The organism is Sodalis sp. RH24 (genome assembly GCF_047324145.1).
In the GTDB taxonomy this organism is placed as follows: Bacteria; Pseudomonadota; Gammaproteobacteria; order Enterobacterales; family Enterobacteriaceae; genus Acerihabitans.
The window spans coordinates 2515733-2533076 of sequence record NZ_CP178729.1; the positions used below are offsets into that span (position 1 = coordinate 2515733).

Below are 17344 nucleotides of genomic sequence, written 5' to 3' on the forward strand. Positions count from 1 at the left end.
GTCGGTCACACCCTGACTACTTTCCAGAATTGAGCCGCGTAGATCGGCATCAGCGGATGCTGGATAAGCGCAACCAGCGCCGCCGCCATCGCCAGGAGGCAAAGGGGGGCCAGCCAGCGCAATCGCGACAGCGGCAGCCAGCGGGTGAGGCGATCGGCCTGGCGTTTATCGGTTCGCAACCAGCGCCATCCAAGCCAGCCGGCCAGCCAGCCCAACAGGGCCACGCCTAACAGCAGGCCACGGAATTGCCCGGAGTGCTGTCCGTCTGGGATATTAATAGCCACCCCGGCCAGGATGCCGGGCATAAAATACGCAGGTGGCCAGGTGAGGCAGCCGATAACATTGGGCAAGGCGAATTTCAGGGGCGGCAGGTCCAGCATCCCGGCCACCATCGGCACCAACGGCCGGGTAGGGCCGATAAACCGGCCGGCCAGGATCGTCAACACGCTATGCCGGTGCAGGGCATGTTCGATTTTATTCAACGTGGCGCGGTTTTTTTTCAGGAAAGACCAGCGTTTCAGCGATTTTTTACAGCCATGGCCGATAACATAGGAAATCCAATCGCCAAGAAAGCATCCGATAATGCCGGCCGCCCAGGCGGGATAAAATCCCATCGCGCCGCTGCCGATAAGCGCGCCCAGCGTCGCCATCATCACCGTACCCGGTAATAACAGCCCGACAAAAGCCAGGGATTCAAGAAATGCCACCAACGAGACGGCAAAAAGCGAAAAAGCCAATGACTGCGTAACCCAGTGTTCGAAAAAAGCCAGCATAACCCCCTCAGGTTTCTATAAGCCGATGGATTGTCAGGGTTAGAAGGCCCGCCGGTCAACGTAACAATTGTATGAAGATTTGGCTGCGCTTGTCCGGACGCGGCGCAACTGGACAAATACTGTATAAATAATCATAATTATCAGGTTGCCCGAGATAAGGCGACGCTTCATTTACTTTAACCGGATATCCAGACGCCATGCCAGACCAATCCCTGCCCGGCCAGGGTTTTGTCCTTACCCGCCACTGGCGGGATACTCCCGACGGCGCCGTCATCGATTTCTGGCTGGCGACCGATGGCGGCGCGCGGAAAATCAGCCTGCCGCCGCAGCAAGCGGTGGCGTTTATGCCCGCGGAGTGCCTGCCGCGCGCGCAAACCCTGGCGGCCGCCATCCCCGGCTGCGAGCTGCGTCCGCTGGCGCTGCGTGACTTTCATCGTCGCCCGGTGGTCGGCGTTTACTGCCGGCACTATCGCGATTTAGGCCGGCTGGAAAAACGGTGCCACGAGTCCGGCATACCGCTGTATGAAGCCGACATTCGCCCACCGGAGCGTTATCTGATGGAGCGTTTTATCACCGCCCCGGTCTGGTTTGACGGCCATGTGCAGGAAAACGGCGTTATCACCCACGCTCGGCTTAAGCCGTCGCCTGATTACCGGCCCGCGCTGAAACTGGTTTCGCTGGATATTGAAACCAACCGTTTTGGCGAACTCTATTGCATCGGTCTGCAAGGCTGCGGGCAGCGGCGGGTTTATATGCTGGGCGAGCCCCCGGCCGCCGGCGCCGGGTCGTCCGGATTCCTTGAATACGTACCCACCCGCGCGGCGTTGATCCAGTGCCTGAACCAGTGGTTCGCCGACCATGACCCCGATGCCGTTATCGGCTGGAACCTGGTGCAGTTCGATTTACGTATCCTGCAAAAACAGGCGGAACGCTACCATCAGCCTTTGCTGCTCGGGCGCGGCGGCGCGGCGCTGGAATGGCGCGAACATGGCGCCAAGGCGGGACATTATTTCGCCAGCGCCGCCGGCCGCCTGATTATCGACGGCATCGAGGCGCTGAAATCCGCCTTCTGGCAGTTTTCCTCGTTTAGCCTGGAAAACGTGGCGCAGACGCTGCTGGGCGAGGGAAAGGATATCTCGACGCCCTACCAGCGCATGGACGAAATCGACCGGTTGTACCAGGAAGATAAGCCGGCGCTGGCCCGCTACAATCTCAAGGACTGTGAGCTGGTGACGCGTATTTTTGACCATACCCGCCTGCTGGCGTTTCTGCTGGAACGCGCCACCGTCACCGGGCTGGCCGCCGATCGCAGCGGCGGATCGGTGGCCGCGTTTACCTGGCTCTACCTGCCCAGAATGCACCGGGCGGGTTTTGTGGCGCCCAATCTTGGCGATGTACCGATGCAGGCCAGCCCCGGCGGTTATGTCATGGATTCCCGCCCCGGCCTGTACGACTCGGTGCTGGTGCTGGATTATAAAAGCCTTTATCCCTCTATTATCCGCACCTTTCTCATTGATCCGGTGGGGCTGATCGAAGGCATGGCCGGGGACGCGCCGGACGGGACGGTCGCGGGTTTTATCGGCGCGCGCTTCTCCCGCACCCATCACTGCCTGCCGGACATCGTTCGGGAGCTTTGGCTCGGGCGCGAGCGGGCGAAACGGGAAAATAACCGGCCCTTATCGCAGGCGTTGAAAATTATCATGAACGCTTTCTACGGCGTGCTGGGCGCGCCCGGCTGCCGTTTTTTCGACGCCCGGCTGGCCTCCTCCATTACCCTGCGCGGCCATGACATTATGCACCGCACCCGCGAGCTTATCGAAGCCCGGGGTTATCCGGTAATCTACGGCGATACCGACTCCACGTTTGTCTGGCTGAAACACGCCCACGATAGCGAAGCGGCCAATGCCATCGGTCAACGCCTGGTCAGCGATATCAATCAATGGTGGCAAACGCACCTGCGCGACACCATGGGGCTGGAAAGCGCGCTGGAACTTGAGTACGAGACACACTTCACCCGTTTCCTTATGCCTACGATTCGCGGCGCGGAGCTGGGCAGCAAAAAACGTTATGCCGGCCTGGTACAGGACGACAAGGGCGAACGCATGGTATTTAAAGGCCTGGAAACCGTGCGCAGCGACTGGACGCCCCTGGCCCAGCAGTTCCAGCAACAATTGTATGAGCGCATCTTCCGTCGCCAGCCGTATCAGGATTTTGTCCGCGATTATGTCCGCCGCACCCTGTCCGGCGAGCTGGACGCCCTGCTGGTGTATCGCAAACGCCTGCGGCGCAGGTTAAGCGAATACCAGAAAAACGTGCCGCCCCAGGCCCGCGCGGCGCTTATCGCCGATGAGTATAATGCCCGTCACGGCCGGCAGCAGCAGTACCAAAACGGCGGGTGGATAAGCTATATCATGACCGCCCATGGTCCCGAGCCCCTGGAAATCCGGCAAAGCGTGCCGGACTATAATCACTACCTGACCAAACAGCTCCAGCCGGTGGCGGATGCCATCCTCCCCTTCCTGCGCGATGACTTTGCTACGCTTATATCAGGTCAGATGGGACTGTTTTGATGCGAAAGTGATGGATTGGTAGGTGACGAAGCGACACTCATCCATTAACATAGCGCCTTTTCAGACCTCAGCATCACTCTTGCCGCATTTTTCACCGCCGTGGCACCAGGCCGCGGTAAGCCGCGCTATTGCCGGTATTTTTGCCTAACATAACACCGAGCCGAGAATTTATGCCTTTTACCTTAGGTCAACGCTGGATCAGCGATACGGAAAGTGAATTAGGACTGGGAACCGTGGTGGCACAGGATGCCCGCATGGTCACCCTGCTGTTTTCCGCTATCGGTGAAAACCGTCTTTATGCCCGCGCGGATGCGCCTATCACCCGCGTGATATTTAATCCCGGCGATACCATCACCAGCCACGAGGGCTGGCAGCTCAGCGTGGAATCCGTGCGTGAAGAAGACGGCCTGCTGACCTACATCGGCACCCGATTGGATAACGGCCAGGCCGATACGGCCCTGCGGGAAGTCCTGCTCGACAGCAAGCTGACCTTCAGCAAACCCCAGGACCGACTGTTCGCCGGCCAGATTGATCGCATGGACCGTTTTGCCCTGCGTTATCGGGCGCGCAAGTTTCACAGTGAACAGTTCCGCCAGGCCTGGAACGGACTGCGCGGCATCCGCGCCAACCTGATTCCCCACCAGTTGCATATCGCCTCCGAAGTGGGACAGCGCTACGCTCCCCGGGTTTTGCTGGCGGACGAAGTGGGCCTGGGCAAGACCATCGAGGCCGGCATGATTATCCATCAGCAGTTGCTCACCGGCCGCGCCGAGCGGGTGCTGATCATCGTTCCCGAGTCGTTGATGCATCAATGGCTGGTGGAAATGCTGCGCCGTTTCAACCTGCTGTTCTCGCTGTTCGATGACGAGCGCTACTCCGAGGCCATGCAGGACAGCGATAATCCGTTTGAAACCGAACAACTGGTGCTGTGCTCGCTGGATTTTGTCCGCCGTAACCACGAGCGGCTGGAAAAGCTGGCCGACGCCGATTTTGACCTGATGGTGGTGGATGAAGCCCATCATCTTTCCTGGAGCGAGGAGGCCCCCAGCCGCGAATATCAGGTCATCGAACAGCTGGCGCGCAGTATTCCCGGGATCTTATTGCTGACCGCCACCCCGGAGCAGCTGGGGCTGCAAAGCCATTTCGCCCGGCTGCGGCTGCTGGATCCCGATCGGTTCCATGACTACCAGGAGTTCGTGGCGGAGCAACAGCGTTACCGCCCGGTAGCCGACGCGGTGACCCTGCTGCTGAACGGCAAGGCGCTGGACAAGGACGCCAAGAACCTGCTGGCCGATATGATAGGCGAGCAAAGCATCGAACCCCTGCTTTCCGTCGCCAATGGCGAGGATGAGCGCGCCCAGGCGGCGCGTCATGAACTGATCGCCATGTTGATGGATCGCCACGGCACCAGCCGGGTGCTGTTTCGCAATACCCGCCAGGGGGTGAAAGGCTTCCCGCGCCGGCTGCTGCATCAAATCAGGCTGCCGCTGCCCGCGCAATACCAGACCGCCATTAAAGTGGCCGGCATCATGGGCGGTAAACTGACGCTGGACGATCGGGCGCGCAACATGCTGTATCCCGAACAGATTTATCAGCAGTTCGAAGGCCAGAACGCCACCTGGTGGAACTTCGATCCCCGCGTCGAATGGCTGATGGATTTCCTGCTGCAAAACCGTCAGGAGAAAGTGCTGGTGATCTGCGCCCATGCCGCCACCGCGCTGCAGCTTGAACAGGTATTGCGCGAGCGCGAAGGGATCCGCGCCGCGGTGTTCCACGAAGGTCTGTCGCTGCTCGACCGCGACCGCGCCGCCGCCTATTTCGCCGCGGAAGATGACGGCGCCCAGGTGCTGCTCTGTTCGGAAATCGGCTCCGAGGGCCGTAACTTCCAGTTCGCCAGCCGGATGGTGATGTTCGATCTGCCATTCAATCCGGACCTGCTGGAACAACGCATCGGCCGCCTGGATCGCATCGGCCAGAACCACGATATTCTGATCTTCGTGCCTTATCTGGAGCAAACGGCCCAAGCGGTGCTGATCCGCTGGTATCATGAAGGCCTGGACGCGTTTGAACATACCTGTCCCACCGGCCGGACGTTGTACGATCAATACTACCAGCAGTTGATCGGCTACCTGGGCGAACCCGCCAAACTCGACGGCCTGGATGACTTTATCCACGCCTGCCGCCGCCAGCACGACCTGTTGAAACTGCAACTGGAACAGGGACGCGACCGTCTGCTGGAGCAGCATTCCAACGGCGGTGAACAGGCGCAGGCGCTGGCCGATGCCATAGCCGGCCAGGACAGCGACGCCCAGTTGGTGAATTTCGCGCTTAACTTATTTGATATCGTGGGCATCAACCAGGAAGATCGCAGCGACAGCCTGATCGTGCTGACACCCTCGGAGCATATGCTGGTGCCTGATTTCCCGGGCCTGCCCGAGGAAGGATGCACCATTACCTTTAACCGCGAGCAGGCGCTGTCCCGGGAAGATACCCAGTTTATCAGTTGGGAGCATCCGATCATCCGCAACGGTTTGGATCTGGTATTATCGGGTGACAGCGGCACCAGCGCGGTATCGTTGCTGCGCAATAAAGCGCTGCCGGCGGGCACCCTGCTGGTGGAACTGGTGTATGTGGTGGAGGCGCCCGCGCCGAAAAAACTGCAGTTGAGCCGCTTCCTGCCCGCCACGCCGGTCCGGTTGCTGCTTGATCAGAACGGCAATGATTTGGCCGGCCAGGTTGAATTCGAGCAGTTTAATCGCCAGCTCAACGCGGTGAAGCGTCATACCGCCGGTAAACTGGTCAGCGCGGTGCAGCCGGAGGTGCATAAGCTGTTGCAAAGCAGCGAAGCGCTGGTGGCGAAACAGGCCCAGGTATTGATAGACAACGCCCGGCGGCAGGCGGACGAAAGCCTGAGCGCCGAACTGCATCGCCTGGAGGCGCTAAAGGCCGTCAATCCGGCGATTCGCGAGGACGAGCTGGAGACGCTGGCGTCCAACCGCCAGCAGGTGCTCGAGCAGTTGGACCAGGCAAACTGGCGGCTGGATGCCATTCGCCTGATCGTGGTGACCCATCAGTAAGCATGACGCACCCGGGGCGACGCCCCGGGCAAACCGGAGCAGCATGGAACCCTATAATCCGCCCACCGAACCCTGGCTGCATATCCTGTACCAGGACGCGCATATTATGGCGGTCAACAAACCCAGCGGCCTGCTGTCGGTTCCCGGCCGCCTGCCTGAGCATAACGACAGCGTGATGACCCGGGTCCTGGCGCAATTCCCGCTGGCGCAGTCCGTGCACCGGCTGGACATGGCCACCAGCGGCGTAATGGTCGTGGCCTTGTCCAAGGCGGCGGAGCGGGAGTTGAAACGCCAGTTCCGCGAACGCGAGCCGCGCAAGTCCTATATTGCCAGGGTATGGGGACACCCCGCCCAGGAAGAGGGATTGATTGATTTACCGTTGATATGCGACTGGCCCAACCGGCCGCTGCAAAAGGTGTGCTTTGCCACCGGCAAGGCGGCGCAAACGCAATACCGGGTATTGTCTTATGACGCCGATCTCACCGCGCGGGTGCTGCTGATGCCGGTCACCGGGCGCTCGCACCAGCTGCGGGTGCATATGCAGGCTATCGGTCATCCGATCCTGGGCGATGGTTTTTACGCCACGCCGCAGGCCAAGGCCATGGCCGGCCGGCTGCTGTTGCATGCCCAGGAGCTGGCCATTACCCACCCGGCCTTCCACTCGCCCATTCATTTCCGCTGCGAAGCGGATTTCTGAGCGGCCCGCCGTAATGCATGCGGCGGACGATCAGTGAAACCCTTTCTCGCGCTTAATCAGATCGTAGGCCGCCTGAATGGCCTGCGTTTTCTGCTTGGCCATTTCCATCATTTCCGGCGGCAGCCCTTTCGCCACCAGCTTATCCGGATGATGTTCGCTCATCAGCTTGCGATAGGCGCGCTTGATAACGATGGCGTCGTCGGTACTGTTGACGCCGAGCACCTTGCAGGCGTCCTCAAGCGTGGGACCGCGCTCGCCGCCGGGCCGGTAGCCGCCCTGCGCGTAATCGCCGCCGCCAAACTGCTGGCCGCCCTCCATCATGCTGAGGAACTGATCGAATTGCACCCGCGAGATGCCCAGTTCCTCGGCAATCACATACAGCACCTGCCGCTCGTTGGGATGTAACGATCCATCGGCGAACGCGGCCTGGATTTGGATTTCCAGGAACATCCTGACGAGATCAAAACGCCCGAAGCAGACCTGGCGAAACTCGCGCAGCGACGCGCGCAGCGGAAACTGGCTTTCCTTGCCTTCACGGAAGGCCTGCTGCGCCGCGGTGCGCGCGGCGCCGTCAAGCCGCAGGCGATCCATCATCAGGCTGGCGTTTTGGATATCCGCCTCGGTAACGCGCCCCTTTGATTTGGTAAGATGCCCCATGACCTGAAAGGTGGTGCGGAAAAAGACATTCTGCCGGGTCTGCTGATCGGCGAAAAAACCGCCGCCGCCGCCGCGTGCACCGCGCGCCTTATCAATCATATGGCCAATCAGGAAGCCTAACACCACGCCCCAAAACCCTGCTCCGGATAGAAAACCCAGAATAACGCCCAACACCTTACCCCAATACCGCATATACTCCTCAATTCATCATGCCGTCACTGCAAATTTGCTTTATCATACCTGTCATTTATCGCTGTGCCTAACGGTGCGCGGATAAACGGCAGGATTTAACACTGGCGCAACTCCGGTGAGTGAGATAGTCTCTGACCGTTTGACGGCATGAAGCCCAAGATGACGGAACACCCGAAAAGCATATGAAGAAACGTTTCCCTACATTGCTGGCCAGCCTGATCTGGTCGGCGCTTTATAGCCATCATGCGTTGGCGGATTTTGCCGATCAATGCATGCTGGGCGTGCCTGCCTATACCAAGCCGCTGGTCACGGGCGACCCGAATCAACTGCCGGTGCATATCCAGGCGGACCATACGACGGCCAATTACCCGGATAACGCGCTGTTTACCGGCAACGTGGACGTGGAACAGGGCAACAGCACGCTCAATGCCAAACAGGTGGAGCTACAGCAGACACAGTCCGGCCAGCAAGACCCGGTGCGTACCGCCACGGCCACCGGCGACGTCCATTACAGCGATAACCAGATCAAACTCAATGGACCTAAGGCCTGGTCAAACCTGAATACCAAGGACACCGACGTTTACCAGGGCGACTACCAGATGGTGGGACGCCAGGGACGCGGCGATGCCGATACCATGAAAATGCGCGGCCAAAACCGCTACACGGTCTTGGAAAACGGCACCTTTACCTCATGCCTGCCCGGGGACGACAGCTGGAGCGTACAAGGCTCGGAAGTCATCCACGACCGTGAAGAACAGGTGGCGGAAATCTATAACGCCCGCTTCAGGATCGGCAAGGTGCCGGTGTTCTACAGCCCTTACCTTCAGCTGCCGGTGGGCGATAAGCGCCGTTCCGGCTTCCTGATCCCCAATGCCAAATACGGCACCAAGAGCGGTTTTGAATTTTCCGCCCCCTATTACCTGAACCTGGCGCCAAACTACGACGCCACCATTACGCCGCATTATATGAGTAAACGCGGCACCCAGTTGCAAAACGAATTCCGCTACCTGACCGCGCCGGGGATGGGCCTGGTGCAGTTCGACTGGTTGCCCAGCGATTCGGAATACGCCACCGATCATCCCTCCGACAGCAATACCGACCGCTGGATGCTGTACTGGCGGCACAACGGCGTGATGGATGACGTCTGGCGTTTCAACGTCGATTATACCCGGGTCAGCGATCCCTATTATTTTACCGATCTGACCTCGCAGTACGGTTCCACTACCGACGGCTACGCCACGCAGAAATTCAGCGTCGGTTATTCCGACGAGAACTGGGACGTCACCCTGGCCAGCAAGCAGTTCCAGATATTCTCTAATTTCGGCGACAGCAGCGCCTACCGCGCGGCGCCGCAGCTTGACGTCACCTATTACAAGAACGATGTCGGCCCGTTTGATACCCGCATCGTCAGCCAGGCCGCCAAGTTTACCAGCGTCAGCAGCAATAACCCCGAGGCCACGCGGCTGCATGTCGAACCGACCATCAGCCTGCCGCTGGCCAACCGCTGGGGCAGCCTGAACACCGAAACCAAGCTGATGGCCACCCATTATCAGCAGGACAATCTCGATACTTACAATACCAATAATCCCAACAGCCGGCTGGATGGCACGGTCAACCGGGTGATGCCGCAGTTCAAGACCGACGGCAAAATGATTTTTGAACGGAATATGGACTGGGCGCAGGATTATACCCAGACCCTGGAACCGCGGGTGCAATACCTGTATGTGCCCTACCGCGACCAGAGCAATATCAACGTGTACGATTCCACGCTGCTGCAGACCGACTATACGGGCCTGTTCCGCGACCGCAGCTACAGCGGCCTCGATCGCATCGCCTCCGCCAACCAGGTATCGGGCGGCGTAACCACCCGGCTTTATGATGACGCCCTGGTTGAACGTTTTAACGCTTCGCTGGGTCAAATCTATTACTTTACCCGTCCGCGCACCGGTTCGACCAACAGCAGCCTGGATCAGGATGCCGAAACGGGCAGCGTCGTCTGGGCCGGCGACACCTTTTGGCAGATCAATAACCAGTGGGCCGCGCGCGGCGGCGTACAGTATGATACCCGGCTGAACAGCGTGGCGCTGGGCGACGCGGTCTTGGAATACCGTCGCGACGATAACCGGATGGTTCAATTGAACTACCGTTATGCCAGTCCCGAATATATCCAGGCCATGTTGCCCAACATTTCGCATCCGGGCTATCAGCAGGGGATCGCGCAGATTGGCACCATCGCCAGCTGGCCAATCCGCGACCGGTGGTCGCTTGTCGGCGCGTATTATTATGATACCAAGGCAAGCCAGCCCGCCGAACAGCTGATTGGCGTGCAGTACAACACCTGTTGCTGGGCGGCGACGGTGGGCTACGATCGCAAGATCACCAGTTGGAACTACAACAGTAACACCAGTAATTACGACAATGCCGTGACGTTTAATATACAACTGCGCGGTCTGAGCAGCGATTACGGTCTCGGTACCGACAAGTTGCTGGGTTCCGGCATACTGCCGTACCAACGGGCGTTTTAAGGCCGTTTCAGACCAGCGAACGTTAATCTAGAATCCGCGAATGCGGCTGATATAAATGGAAAAGTTATGAAAAACTGGAGAACGCTTATTCTCTGCATGGCGATGTGCGCCGGAACCGCGTTCGCAGCGCCCCAAGTGGTGGACAAAGTTGCTGCCGTGGTCGATAACAGTGTCGTTCTCGAAAGTGATGTGGACGGACTGCTGCAATCGGTGAAACGCAATGCCCAGGATGCAAAACAGCAGTTGCCCGATGACGCGACGCTGCGTCGTCAGATTATCGAACGTTTGATCATGGACAATATCATCCTGTCCATCGCCCAGCGCAATAACGTTACCGTCACGGACGAACAGCTGACCCAATCCATTACCAACATTGCCGCGCAAAATAAAATGACGCTGGATCAGTTGCGCAGCCGCCTGGCCTATGACGGCATCAGCTACGACACTTATCGTAAGCAAATCCGCAAGGAGATGCTGATTGCCGAAGTGCGCAACGGCGAAGTACGCCGCCGCGTGACCATCCTGCCGCAGGAAGTGGATTCCCTGGCCCAGCAGATTGCGGCGCAAACCGGCAACGGCGCGCAATACAATTTAAGCCATATCCTGATCCCGCTGCCGGAAAATCCGACGCAGGAGCAGGTGGATAAAGCGGAAGCCATGGCCGGCTCGCTGGTGCAGCAAATCAAGGGCGGCGCCGATTTCGGCAAGCTGGCCATCAGCTACTCAGCGGATCCGCAGGCTTTGAAAGGCGGCCAAATGGGCTGGGGCAAGCTGGAAGAATTACCGAGTCTGTTCGCTGAACGCCTGCAGGGAGCGCCCAAAGGGGCGGTTGTCGGTCCGATCCGCTCCGGCGTCGGCTTCCACATCCTGAAGGTCAACGATATCCGCGGCGGCGATGAAAAGGTCTCGGTCACGGAAGTCCATGCCCGGCATATCCTGCTGCGCCCGTCGGTGGTCTTGACCGACCAGCAGGCCGAAGCCAAGCTTAACGAGGTGCTGGCGCTGATTAAAAGCGGCAAGACCGATTTCGCCGCCCAGGCCAAACTGCTGTCACAGGACCCCGGCTCCGCCAACCAGGGCGGCGATCTGGGCTGGGCCGCTCCGCAGGCTTACGATCCCGCGTTCCAGGACGCGCTTATGCGCCTGAAGAAAGGCGAAATCAGCCAGCCGGTGCATTCTTCTTTCGGCTGGCATCTGATCCAGTTGCTCGACACGCGCCAGGTTGACCGTACCGACGCCACCAAAAAAGATCAGGCCTATCGCCTGCTGTTCAACCGCAAATTCGCCGAAGAATCGCAGACCTGGATGCAGGAACAGCGTGCCGGCGCCTACGTCAAAATTATGGATGGCGATGCGCAATAAAGCGCGGCTGGCGATCACTCCCGGCGAACCCGCCGGGATTGGTCCCGATCTGATCGCCATGCTGGCGCAGCAGGCCTGGCCGGTGGAACTGGTGGTCTGCGCCGATCCGGATGTCCTGCTCGCCCGCGCGCGCCGGCTCGGGCTGCCGCTGCGGCTTTACCCTTATCAGCCGCAGCAGCCGGCGGCGCCGAGGCCTGCCGGCAGCGTCAGCGTACTGGCCATTACCGCCCCCGCCCCGGTTAGGCCCGGCGCGCTGGATGTCGCCAACAGCGGCTATGTTGTGGACACCCTGGCGCGCGCCTGCGACGGATGCCTGGACGGCGAGTTTGCCGCCCTGCTTACCGGCCCGGTGCACAAGGGCATTATTAACGACGGCGGTCTGGCCTTTACCGGCCATACCGAATTTTTCGCCGGGCGCAGCCGGCGCGAACGGGTGGTCATGATGTTGGCCACCGAATCGCTGCGCGTGGCGCTGGCGACCACCCACCTGCCGTTATCGGCGGTGCCGGCGGCCATCACGGCGCAAACCCTGCGGGAAGTGATCGCCATTCTCGATGGTGATTTACGCGCGCAGTTCGGCATTCCCCGTCCACGTATCTACGTCTGCGGCCTGAACCCTCATGCGGGCGAAGGCGGGCATATGGGCCGGGAAGAGATCGATATCATCATCCCCACGCTGGACGCCCTGCGCGGGGAAGGCTATGACCTGGTCGGGCCGTTGCCGGCCGACACGCTGTTTCAGCCCAAATACCTGCAACATGCCGACGCGGTGCTGGCGATGTACCACGACCAGGGCCTGCCGGTACTGAAATACCAGGGTTTTGGCCGCGCGGTCAATATTACCCTCGGTTTACCTTTTATACGTACCTCCGTCGATCACGGCACCGCGCTGGAACTGGCCGGCACTGGTCTGGCGGAGGCCGGCAGCATCAAAACGGCGTTAAATCTCGCCATTAAAATGATAAATAACCGTAATGAGTAAACTTGTTCACCAGGGCCATCTGGCCCGCAAACGTTTTGGTCAGAATTTTCTTCATGACGGCAATATCATCGATTCCATCGTCTCCGCCATCCATCCCCTGCCCGATCAGGCCATGGTGGAAATCGGCCCCGGCCTCGGCGCGCTGACCGAACCGGTGGCGGAACGCATCGATCATATGACGGTCATCGAGCTTGATCGCGATCTGGCCGCCCGCCTGGCGACGCATCCGTTCCTGAACAGCAAGCTGACCATTGTGCAGCAGGATGCCATGACGGTGGATTTTGCCGAACTGTCGCGACAGCTTGGGCAGCCGTTGCGGGTATTCGGCAATCTCCCGTACAATATTTCCACGCCGTTGATGTTTCACCTTTTCGGCTATACTCAGGCAATCCGCGACATGCATTTTATGTTGCAAAAAGAAGTGGTCAACCGGCTGGTCGCCGGCCCGGACAGCAAAGCCTATGGCCGCCTGAGCGTGATGGCGCAGTATTATTGCCAGATCATTCCCGTGCTGGAAGTGCCGCCGACCTCATTCCGGCCGGCGCCAAAAGTGGACTCCGCGGTGGTACGGCTGGTGCCTTACGCCGAGCTGCCCTACCCGGTCAGCGACCTGCAGGTGCTGGCGCGCATTACCAGCCAGGCGTTTAACCAGCGCCGCAAAACCGTGCGTAACAGCCTGGGTAACCTTTTTACCGCGGAGCAATTAAAGGCGTTGGGCATCGACCCGATCCTGCGCGCTGAAAATATTACCGTGGCGCAGTACTGCCAACTGGCGAACTGGCTGGCGGAGCACCCTTCGCAACAGGAATAACAGGAGCAGCTGTCATGATTAATTCGCCACGCGTTTGTGTACAGGTTCAAAGTATGTATGTCGAGACACAGTCTATGCCCGAACAGGAGCGTTATGTCTTTGCTTATACTATTACCGTACGTAATCTCGGGCGGCATAACGTACAGCTGGTCGGGCGTTATTGGCTGATAACCAACGCCAACGGCAAGGAAACACAGGTCCAGGGCGAGGGCGTGGTCGGCGAGCAGCCGATCATCCTGCCCGGCAGCGAGTTTCAATATACCAGCGGGGCCATTCTCGAAACGCCTTTGGGCACGATGGAAGGCCACTATGAAATGCTGGATCATGAGGGGCAGTCTTTTCGTATTGCCATTCCCGTCTTTCGCTTAGCAATCCCAACACTTATACACTAATTATGTCGACATACTTAATCGGGGATATTCATGGCTGCTACGACGAGCTGACGTCACTGTTGTCCCAAGTGACCTTCAATCCCGCGGCGGATACCCTCTGGCTCACCGGCGATCTGGTGGCGCGCGGGCCCGCTTCGCTGGAAGTGTTGCGTTTTGTGCGCGAACTCGGCGACTGCGTGCGGATGGTGCTGGGCAATCATGATCTGCACCTGCTGGCGGTTTACGCCGGCATCAGCCGTAATAAACCCCGTGATCGTATTACCCCGTTGCTGGAAGCCCCCGACGCCGATACGCTGATCAACTGGCTGCGCCGGCAACCGGTGCTGCAGGTGGACGAAGAAAAAAAACTGGTGATGGCCCATGCCGGCATTACCCCGCAGTGGGATCTGGACACCGCCAAGACCTGCGCCCGGGAAGTGGAAGCGATACTCAGCAGCGACAGCTACCCGCTGTTCCTGGACGCGATGTACGGGGATATGCCCAGCAATTGGTCGCCCGAGCTAAGCGGCCTGGCGCGGCTGCGATTTAGCACCAATGCCCTGACCCGGATGCGCTACTGTTTCCCCAACGGCCAGTTGGATATGATTGCCAAGGATGCGCCCGGCAGCGCCCCTGCCCCGCTGCGGCCCTGGTTTATGATCCCGGGACCGGTGGCGGAGAACTACAGCATTGCCTTCGGTCACTGGGCGTCGCTTGAGGGTAAAGGCACGCCGGCGAATGTGTATGCGCTGGACACCGGCTGCTGCTGGGGCGGCCACCTGACCATGCTGCGCTGGGAAGATAAACGCTACTTTATCCAGCCCTCCAATCGCCAGGATGAGAGCGGCGTCGAGGCCACGGCGCTTATGTAAGTGGAGGGGAATCAACGACCGGATGGCCGTTGATTCGGCGTTAACGCCGACGTCTGCGCTTAGCGGCGATCGAGTATTTCCCAGCAGAAACTGTGGCTGTTCTTCTCATCGGCATCGTGGAATTCGCTGAAAGTGGACTGCCACTGATCCGGTTCGTACTCCGGGAAATAGGTATCGCCGTCAATCTCGGCATCAATATGCGTCAGGTAAAGACGCGCGGCCTGCGGCAGGAAATGCGCATAGATCTTGCCGCCGCCAATCACCATCACTTCCTCCGCCTCACCGGCGGCGGCCAGGGCCTGTTCCGGCGTGGTCACCCAGGTGACGCGGTCGTCCGCCGCCGGATGGCGGCTAAGGACGATATTCAACCGCCCCGGCAGGGGCTGGCCGATGGATTCATAGGTACGCCTGCCCATGATCACCGGTTTATGCAGGGTATTGCGCTTAAACCAGGCCATATCGGCAGGCAGATGCCAGGGCATGGCGTTCTCAAGGCCAATCACGCGATCGACGGCCAGCGCGGCAATCAGGCTAATTTTCATATAAACTCTTACAAGCTGTCAAATTGCTGCCACTATACGGAAACTGCCGCCGACCGTCGAGCGCCTCGGCAGACGTCCATCACAAAATTCAGAAAGCGCCTAACACCTATACTCCCGGGCGTTTTCGGTATAGCCATAATCCCGGCAGCGACAACCCGATCGACAGCGCGCCGACAATAAAACCCGCCTTGAGGAATTGCGTAACCAGGATCGACATCAGCGCGTCGCTATAGCCTAAATGGGAAATTTCCACCGCCGCCACCATCGCGCTGTAGGCGGAGATGCCGGGAAACATGGGGATCACGGCCGCCACGGTAAACACCTTCGGGTGCGCCAGCAGCCAGCGCGACCAATGAATGCCGATGATGCCTATCAGGATCGCGGCCAGCAGGGAAGCCCATTCGATATTCATGCCGAAATGGATAAGCAACATGCGCGTTCCGTGGCCGATGGCCCCGAGCAGCGCGCAATAGCGCAGCGCTTTTACCGGCACGTTGAACACCATGGCGAAACCCAGGGCCGGTACGGCCGCCAGCAGCATATCCTCCAGTAACGCCAGCAACAGATTCATGACCATCCCCGGAAATCCCACACCGCCATCGCCAGGACAATACCGATGCAAATCGATAACGTCAGCAGGCTGGCCATGGTCCAGCGCGCCAGGCCGGTATTGACATGGCCCTTGAACATATCCGCCACCGCATTGATCAGCGGGAAACCCGGCACCAGCAGCAGGACGCTGGCCGGCATCGCCACCAGCGACGTGCCCTGGAACACCGGCAGCCGCATCAGCAGCCCGGAGGCGGAGGTGGCGACAAACGCGGTAATACAAAAATTGATCAGCGGATTCATTTGCCGGGCGGTCAACAGCTGGCGCACGTACATGGCCAGTCCGCTGGCAAACAGCGTCACGGCAAAGGCATCCCATCCCCCGCCATTCAGGCGGCTGAAACACCCGCAGGAGAGACCGACGATGATGACCATCAGCCAGCGGGGGTAGCGCATCGCTTTGATATTGGCCAGGCGTTTGGTCACGTCGGCGACATCCAGCAAACGATGCTCGGTCATAATGACGATATGCTGCACCTGCGTGACCACATGCATATTAATGCCGCGATCGTTATTTTTGCGCGTCGATGTCAGGCAAAAATCATTGATAATGGTGGTCAATACTATGGCATTGGCTGAAATAGAGCTTTCCACCCGCTGGACACCCAAAGCCCGCCCCAGGCGTGTCGACAACTGCTCCACGATCATGCTTTCCGCGCCATGCTGCAGCAGCAGGAGCGCGCATTCAATACACAGCCGGGTGATAACCCGCTGCTGATCTTGCGTTATTTCACTACCCATCGACATGCACCATACCCAACCACACTCCGATAACCCTACGCTTAATGGACGCTCTTTTCTTAACATGTAACAAAAACGGCGGCAAGCCATAATTATGCCATGACGAAAGCCATAATGTTCTAAATACCGGCGGGTGATATTCGCCGCGGGGCTTTTAAAAAATTAACTTAATATCTACATAAAATTAACTACCCCGGCAAACAATACTCCTCCGGCTTTCTTCTCAACGCCGATGCTGTACATGACACCGATCTACCGGCGCGTTTTAGGGTTTAGCATTTCGTGCTATCGGGCGTGTGGCGTTATCCCCCCGGCGTGGGCCGATCCACGCCTGCGCAGCGCCAAAGCCTGGATATTCCTGTTTCCGATATATGCAATAATTACGTATTATCATGCAGATGATCTTCTATGGGCATCACGCGTTAAACAGCATTGGCGACCGCCCAAGGGACGGTAGCCTGGTCGATAATCCAATATCATGGGCGCTGAGGCGATTTAATCCTGTTTTGATGCCTTACCTGTACATGTCTTTAATCATATTCAACTGCTTAAATTTACGCACT

Annotated in this window: 14 protein-coding genes; 9 read left to right on the top strand and 5 right to left on the bottom strand. The window is 59.0% G+C overall.

Annotation, left to right across the window (positions count from 1 at the left end; translation table 11 throughout):
• Positions 1-5 precede the first annotated feature (5 nt).
• Positions 6-773, bottom strand: a complete 768-nt coding sequence (locus ACL2XG_RS11540; protein WP_410016438.1) for a DedA family protein — start codon at positions 771-773, stop codon at positions 6-8.
• 197 nt (positions 774-970) lie between these two features.
• On the opposite strand from ACL2XG_RS11540, the gene ACL2XG_RS11545 reads away from it, so the two are divergent.
• From ACL2XG_RS11545 to rluA, 3 genes are all read left to right on the top strand, one after another.
• Positions 971-3343, top strand: coding sequence for a DNA polymerase II (locus ACL2XG_RS11545; protein ID WP_413722129.1), 2373 nt, complete (start codon positions 971-973; stop codon positions 3341-3343).
• A 170-nt stretch (positions 3344-3513) separates the two neighbouring features.
• Complete coding sequence (rapA, locus tag ACL2XG_RS11550) at positions 3514-6420, top strand: RNA polymerase-associated protein RapA (protein ID WP_413722128.1); 2907 nt, start codon at positions 3514-3516, stop codon at positions 6418-6420.
• Positions 6421-6463: 43 nt separating this feature from the next.
• Positions 6464-7117: a bifunctional tRNA pseudouridine(32) synthase/23S rRNA pseudouridine(746) synthase RluA gene (gene rluA, locus ACL2XG_RS11555; RefSeq protein ID WP_410016441.1), complete on the top strand. Its 654-nt coding sequence runs from the start codon at positions 6464-6466 to the stop codon at positions 7115-7117.
• A gap of 30 nt (positions 7118-7147) precedes the next feature.
• On the opposite strand, the gene djlA is transcribed toward rluA, so the two are convergent.
• Positions 7148-7966, bottom strand: coding sequence for a co-chaperone DjlA (gene djlA / locus ACL2XG_RS11560; protein WP_413722127.1), 819 nt, complete (start codon positions 7964-7966; stop codon positions 7148-7150).
• A 182-nt stretch (positions 7967-8148) separates the two neighbouring features.
• On the opposite strand from djlA, the gene lptD reads away from it, so the two are divergent.
• From lptD to apaH, 6 genes are all read left to right on the top strand, one after another.
• Positions 8149-10491: an LPS assembly protein LptD gene (gene lptD, locus ACL2XG_RS11565; RefSeq protein ID WP_413722126.1), complete on the top strand. Its 2343-nt coding sequence runs from the start codon at positions 8149-8151 to the stop codon at positions 10489-10491.
• Positions 10492-10557: 66 nt separating this feature from the next.
• A complete protein-coding gene (surA, locus tag ACL2XG_RS11570; RefSeq protein WP_413722125.1) occupies positions 10558-11853 on the top strand; it encodes a peptidylprolyl isomerase SurA in 1296 nt (431 codons plus the stop codon).
• Positions 11843-12835, top strand: a complete 993-nt coding sequence (gene pdxA / locus ACL2XG_RS11575; protein ID WP_413722124.1) for a 4-hydroxythreonine-4-phosphate dehydrogenase PdxA — start codon at positions 11843-11845, stop codon at positions 12833-12835. The genes surA and pdxA overlap by 11 nt, the downstream gene beginning before the upstream one ends.
• Entirely contained in the window at positions 12828-13646 is an 819-nt protein-coding gene (gene rsmA, locus ACL2XG_RS11580; RefSeq protein WP_410016446.1) for a 16S rRNA (adenine(1518)-N(6)/adenine(1519)-N(6))-dimethyltransferase RsmA, read from the top strand. The genes pdxA and rsmA overlap by 8 nt, the downstream gene beginning before the upstream one ends.
• Positions 13647-13660: 14 nt before the next feature.
• On the top strand, positions 13661-14038 hold the full coding sequence (gene apaG / locus ACL2XG_RS11585) for a Co2+/Mg2+ efflux protein ApaG (RefSeq protein WP_410016447.1): 378 nt from the start codon (positions 13661-13663) through the stop codon (positions 14036-14038).
• Positions 14039-14040: 2 nt separating this feature from the next.
• A complete protein-coding gene (gene apaH, locus ACL2XG_RS11590; protein ID WP_413722123.1) occupies positions 14041-14889 on the top strand; it encodes a bis(5'-nucleosyl)-tetraphosphatase (symmetrical) ApaH in 849 nt (282 codons plus the stop codon).
• 59 nt (positions 14890-14948) lie between these two features.
• On the opposite strand, the gene folA is transcribed toward apaH, so the two are convergent.
• The 3 genes from folA to ACL2XG_RS11605 all read right to left on the bottom strand — a co-directional run bounded on the left by folA (position 14949) and on the right by ACL2XG_RS11605 (position 16787).
• Positions 14949-15431, bottom strand: coding sequence for a type 3 dihydrofolate reductase (gene folA, locus ACL2XG_RS11595; protein ID WP_413722122.1), 483 nt, complete (start codon positions 15429-15431; stop codon positions 14949-14951).
• Between the two features lie 106 nt (positions 15432-15537).
• Complete coding sequence (locus ACL2XG_RS11600; protein ID WP_410016450.1) at positions 15538-16002, bottom strand: threonine/serine exporter; 465 nt, start codon at positions 16000-16002, stop codon at positions 15538-15540.
• Positions 15999-16787: a threonine/serine exporter ThrE family protein gene (locus ACL2XG_RS11605; RefSeq protein ID WP_410016451.1), complete on the bottom strand. Its 789-nt coding sequence runs from the start codon at positions 16785-16787 to the stop codon at positions 15999-16001. Before ACL2XG_RS11605 ends, ACL2XG_RS11600 begins: the two co-directional genes overlap by 4 nt.
• Positions 16788-17344: the final 557 nt, after the last annotated feature.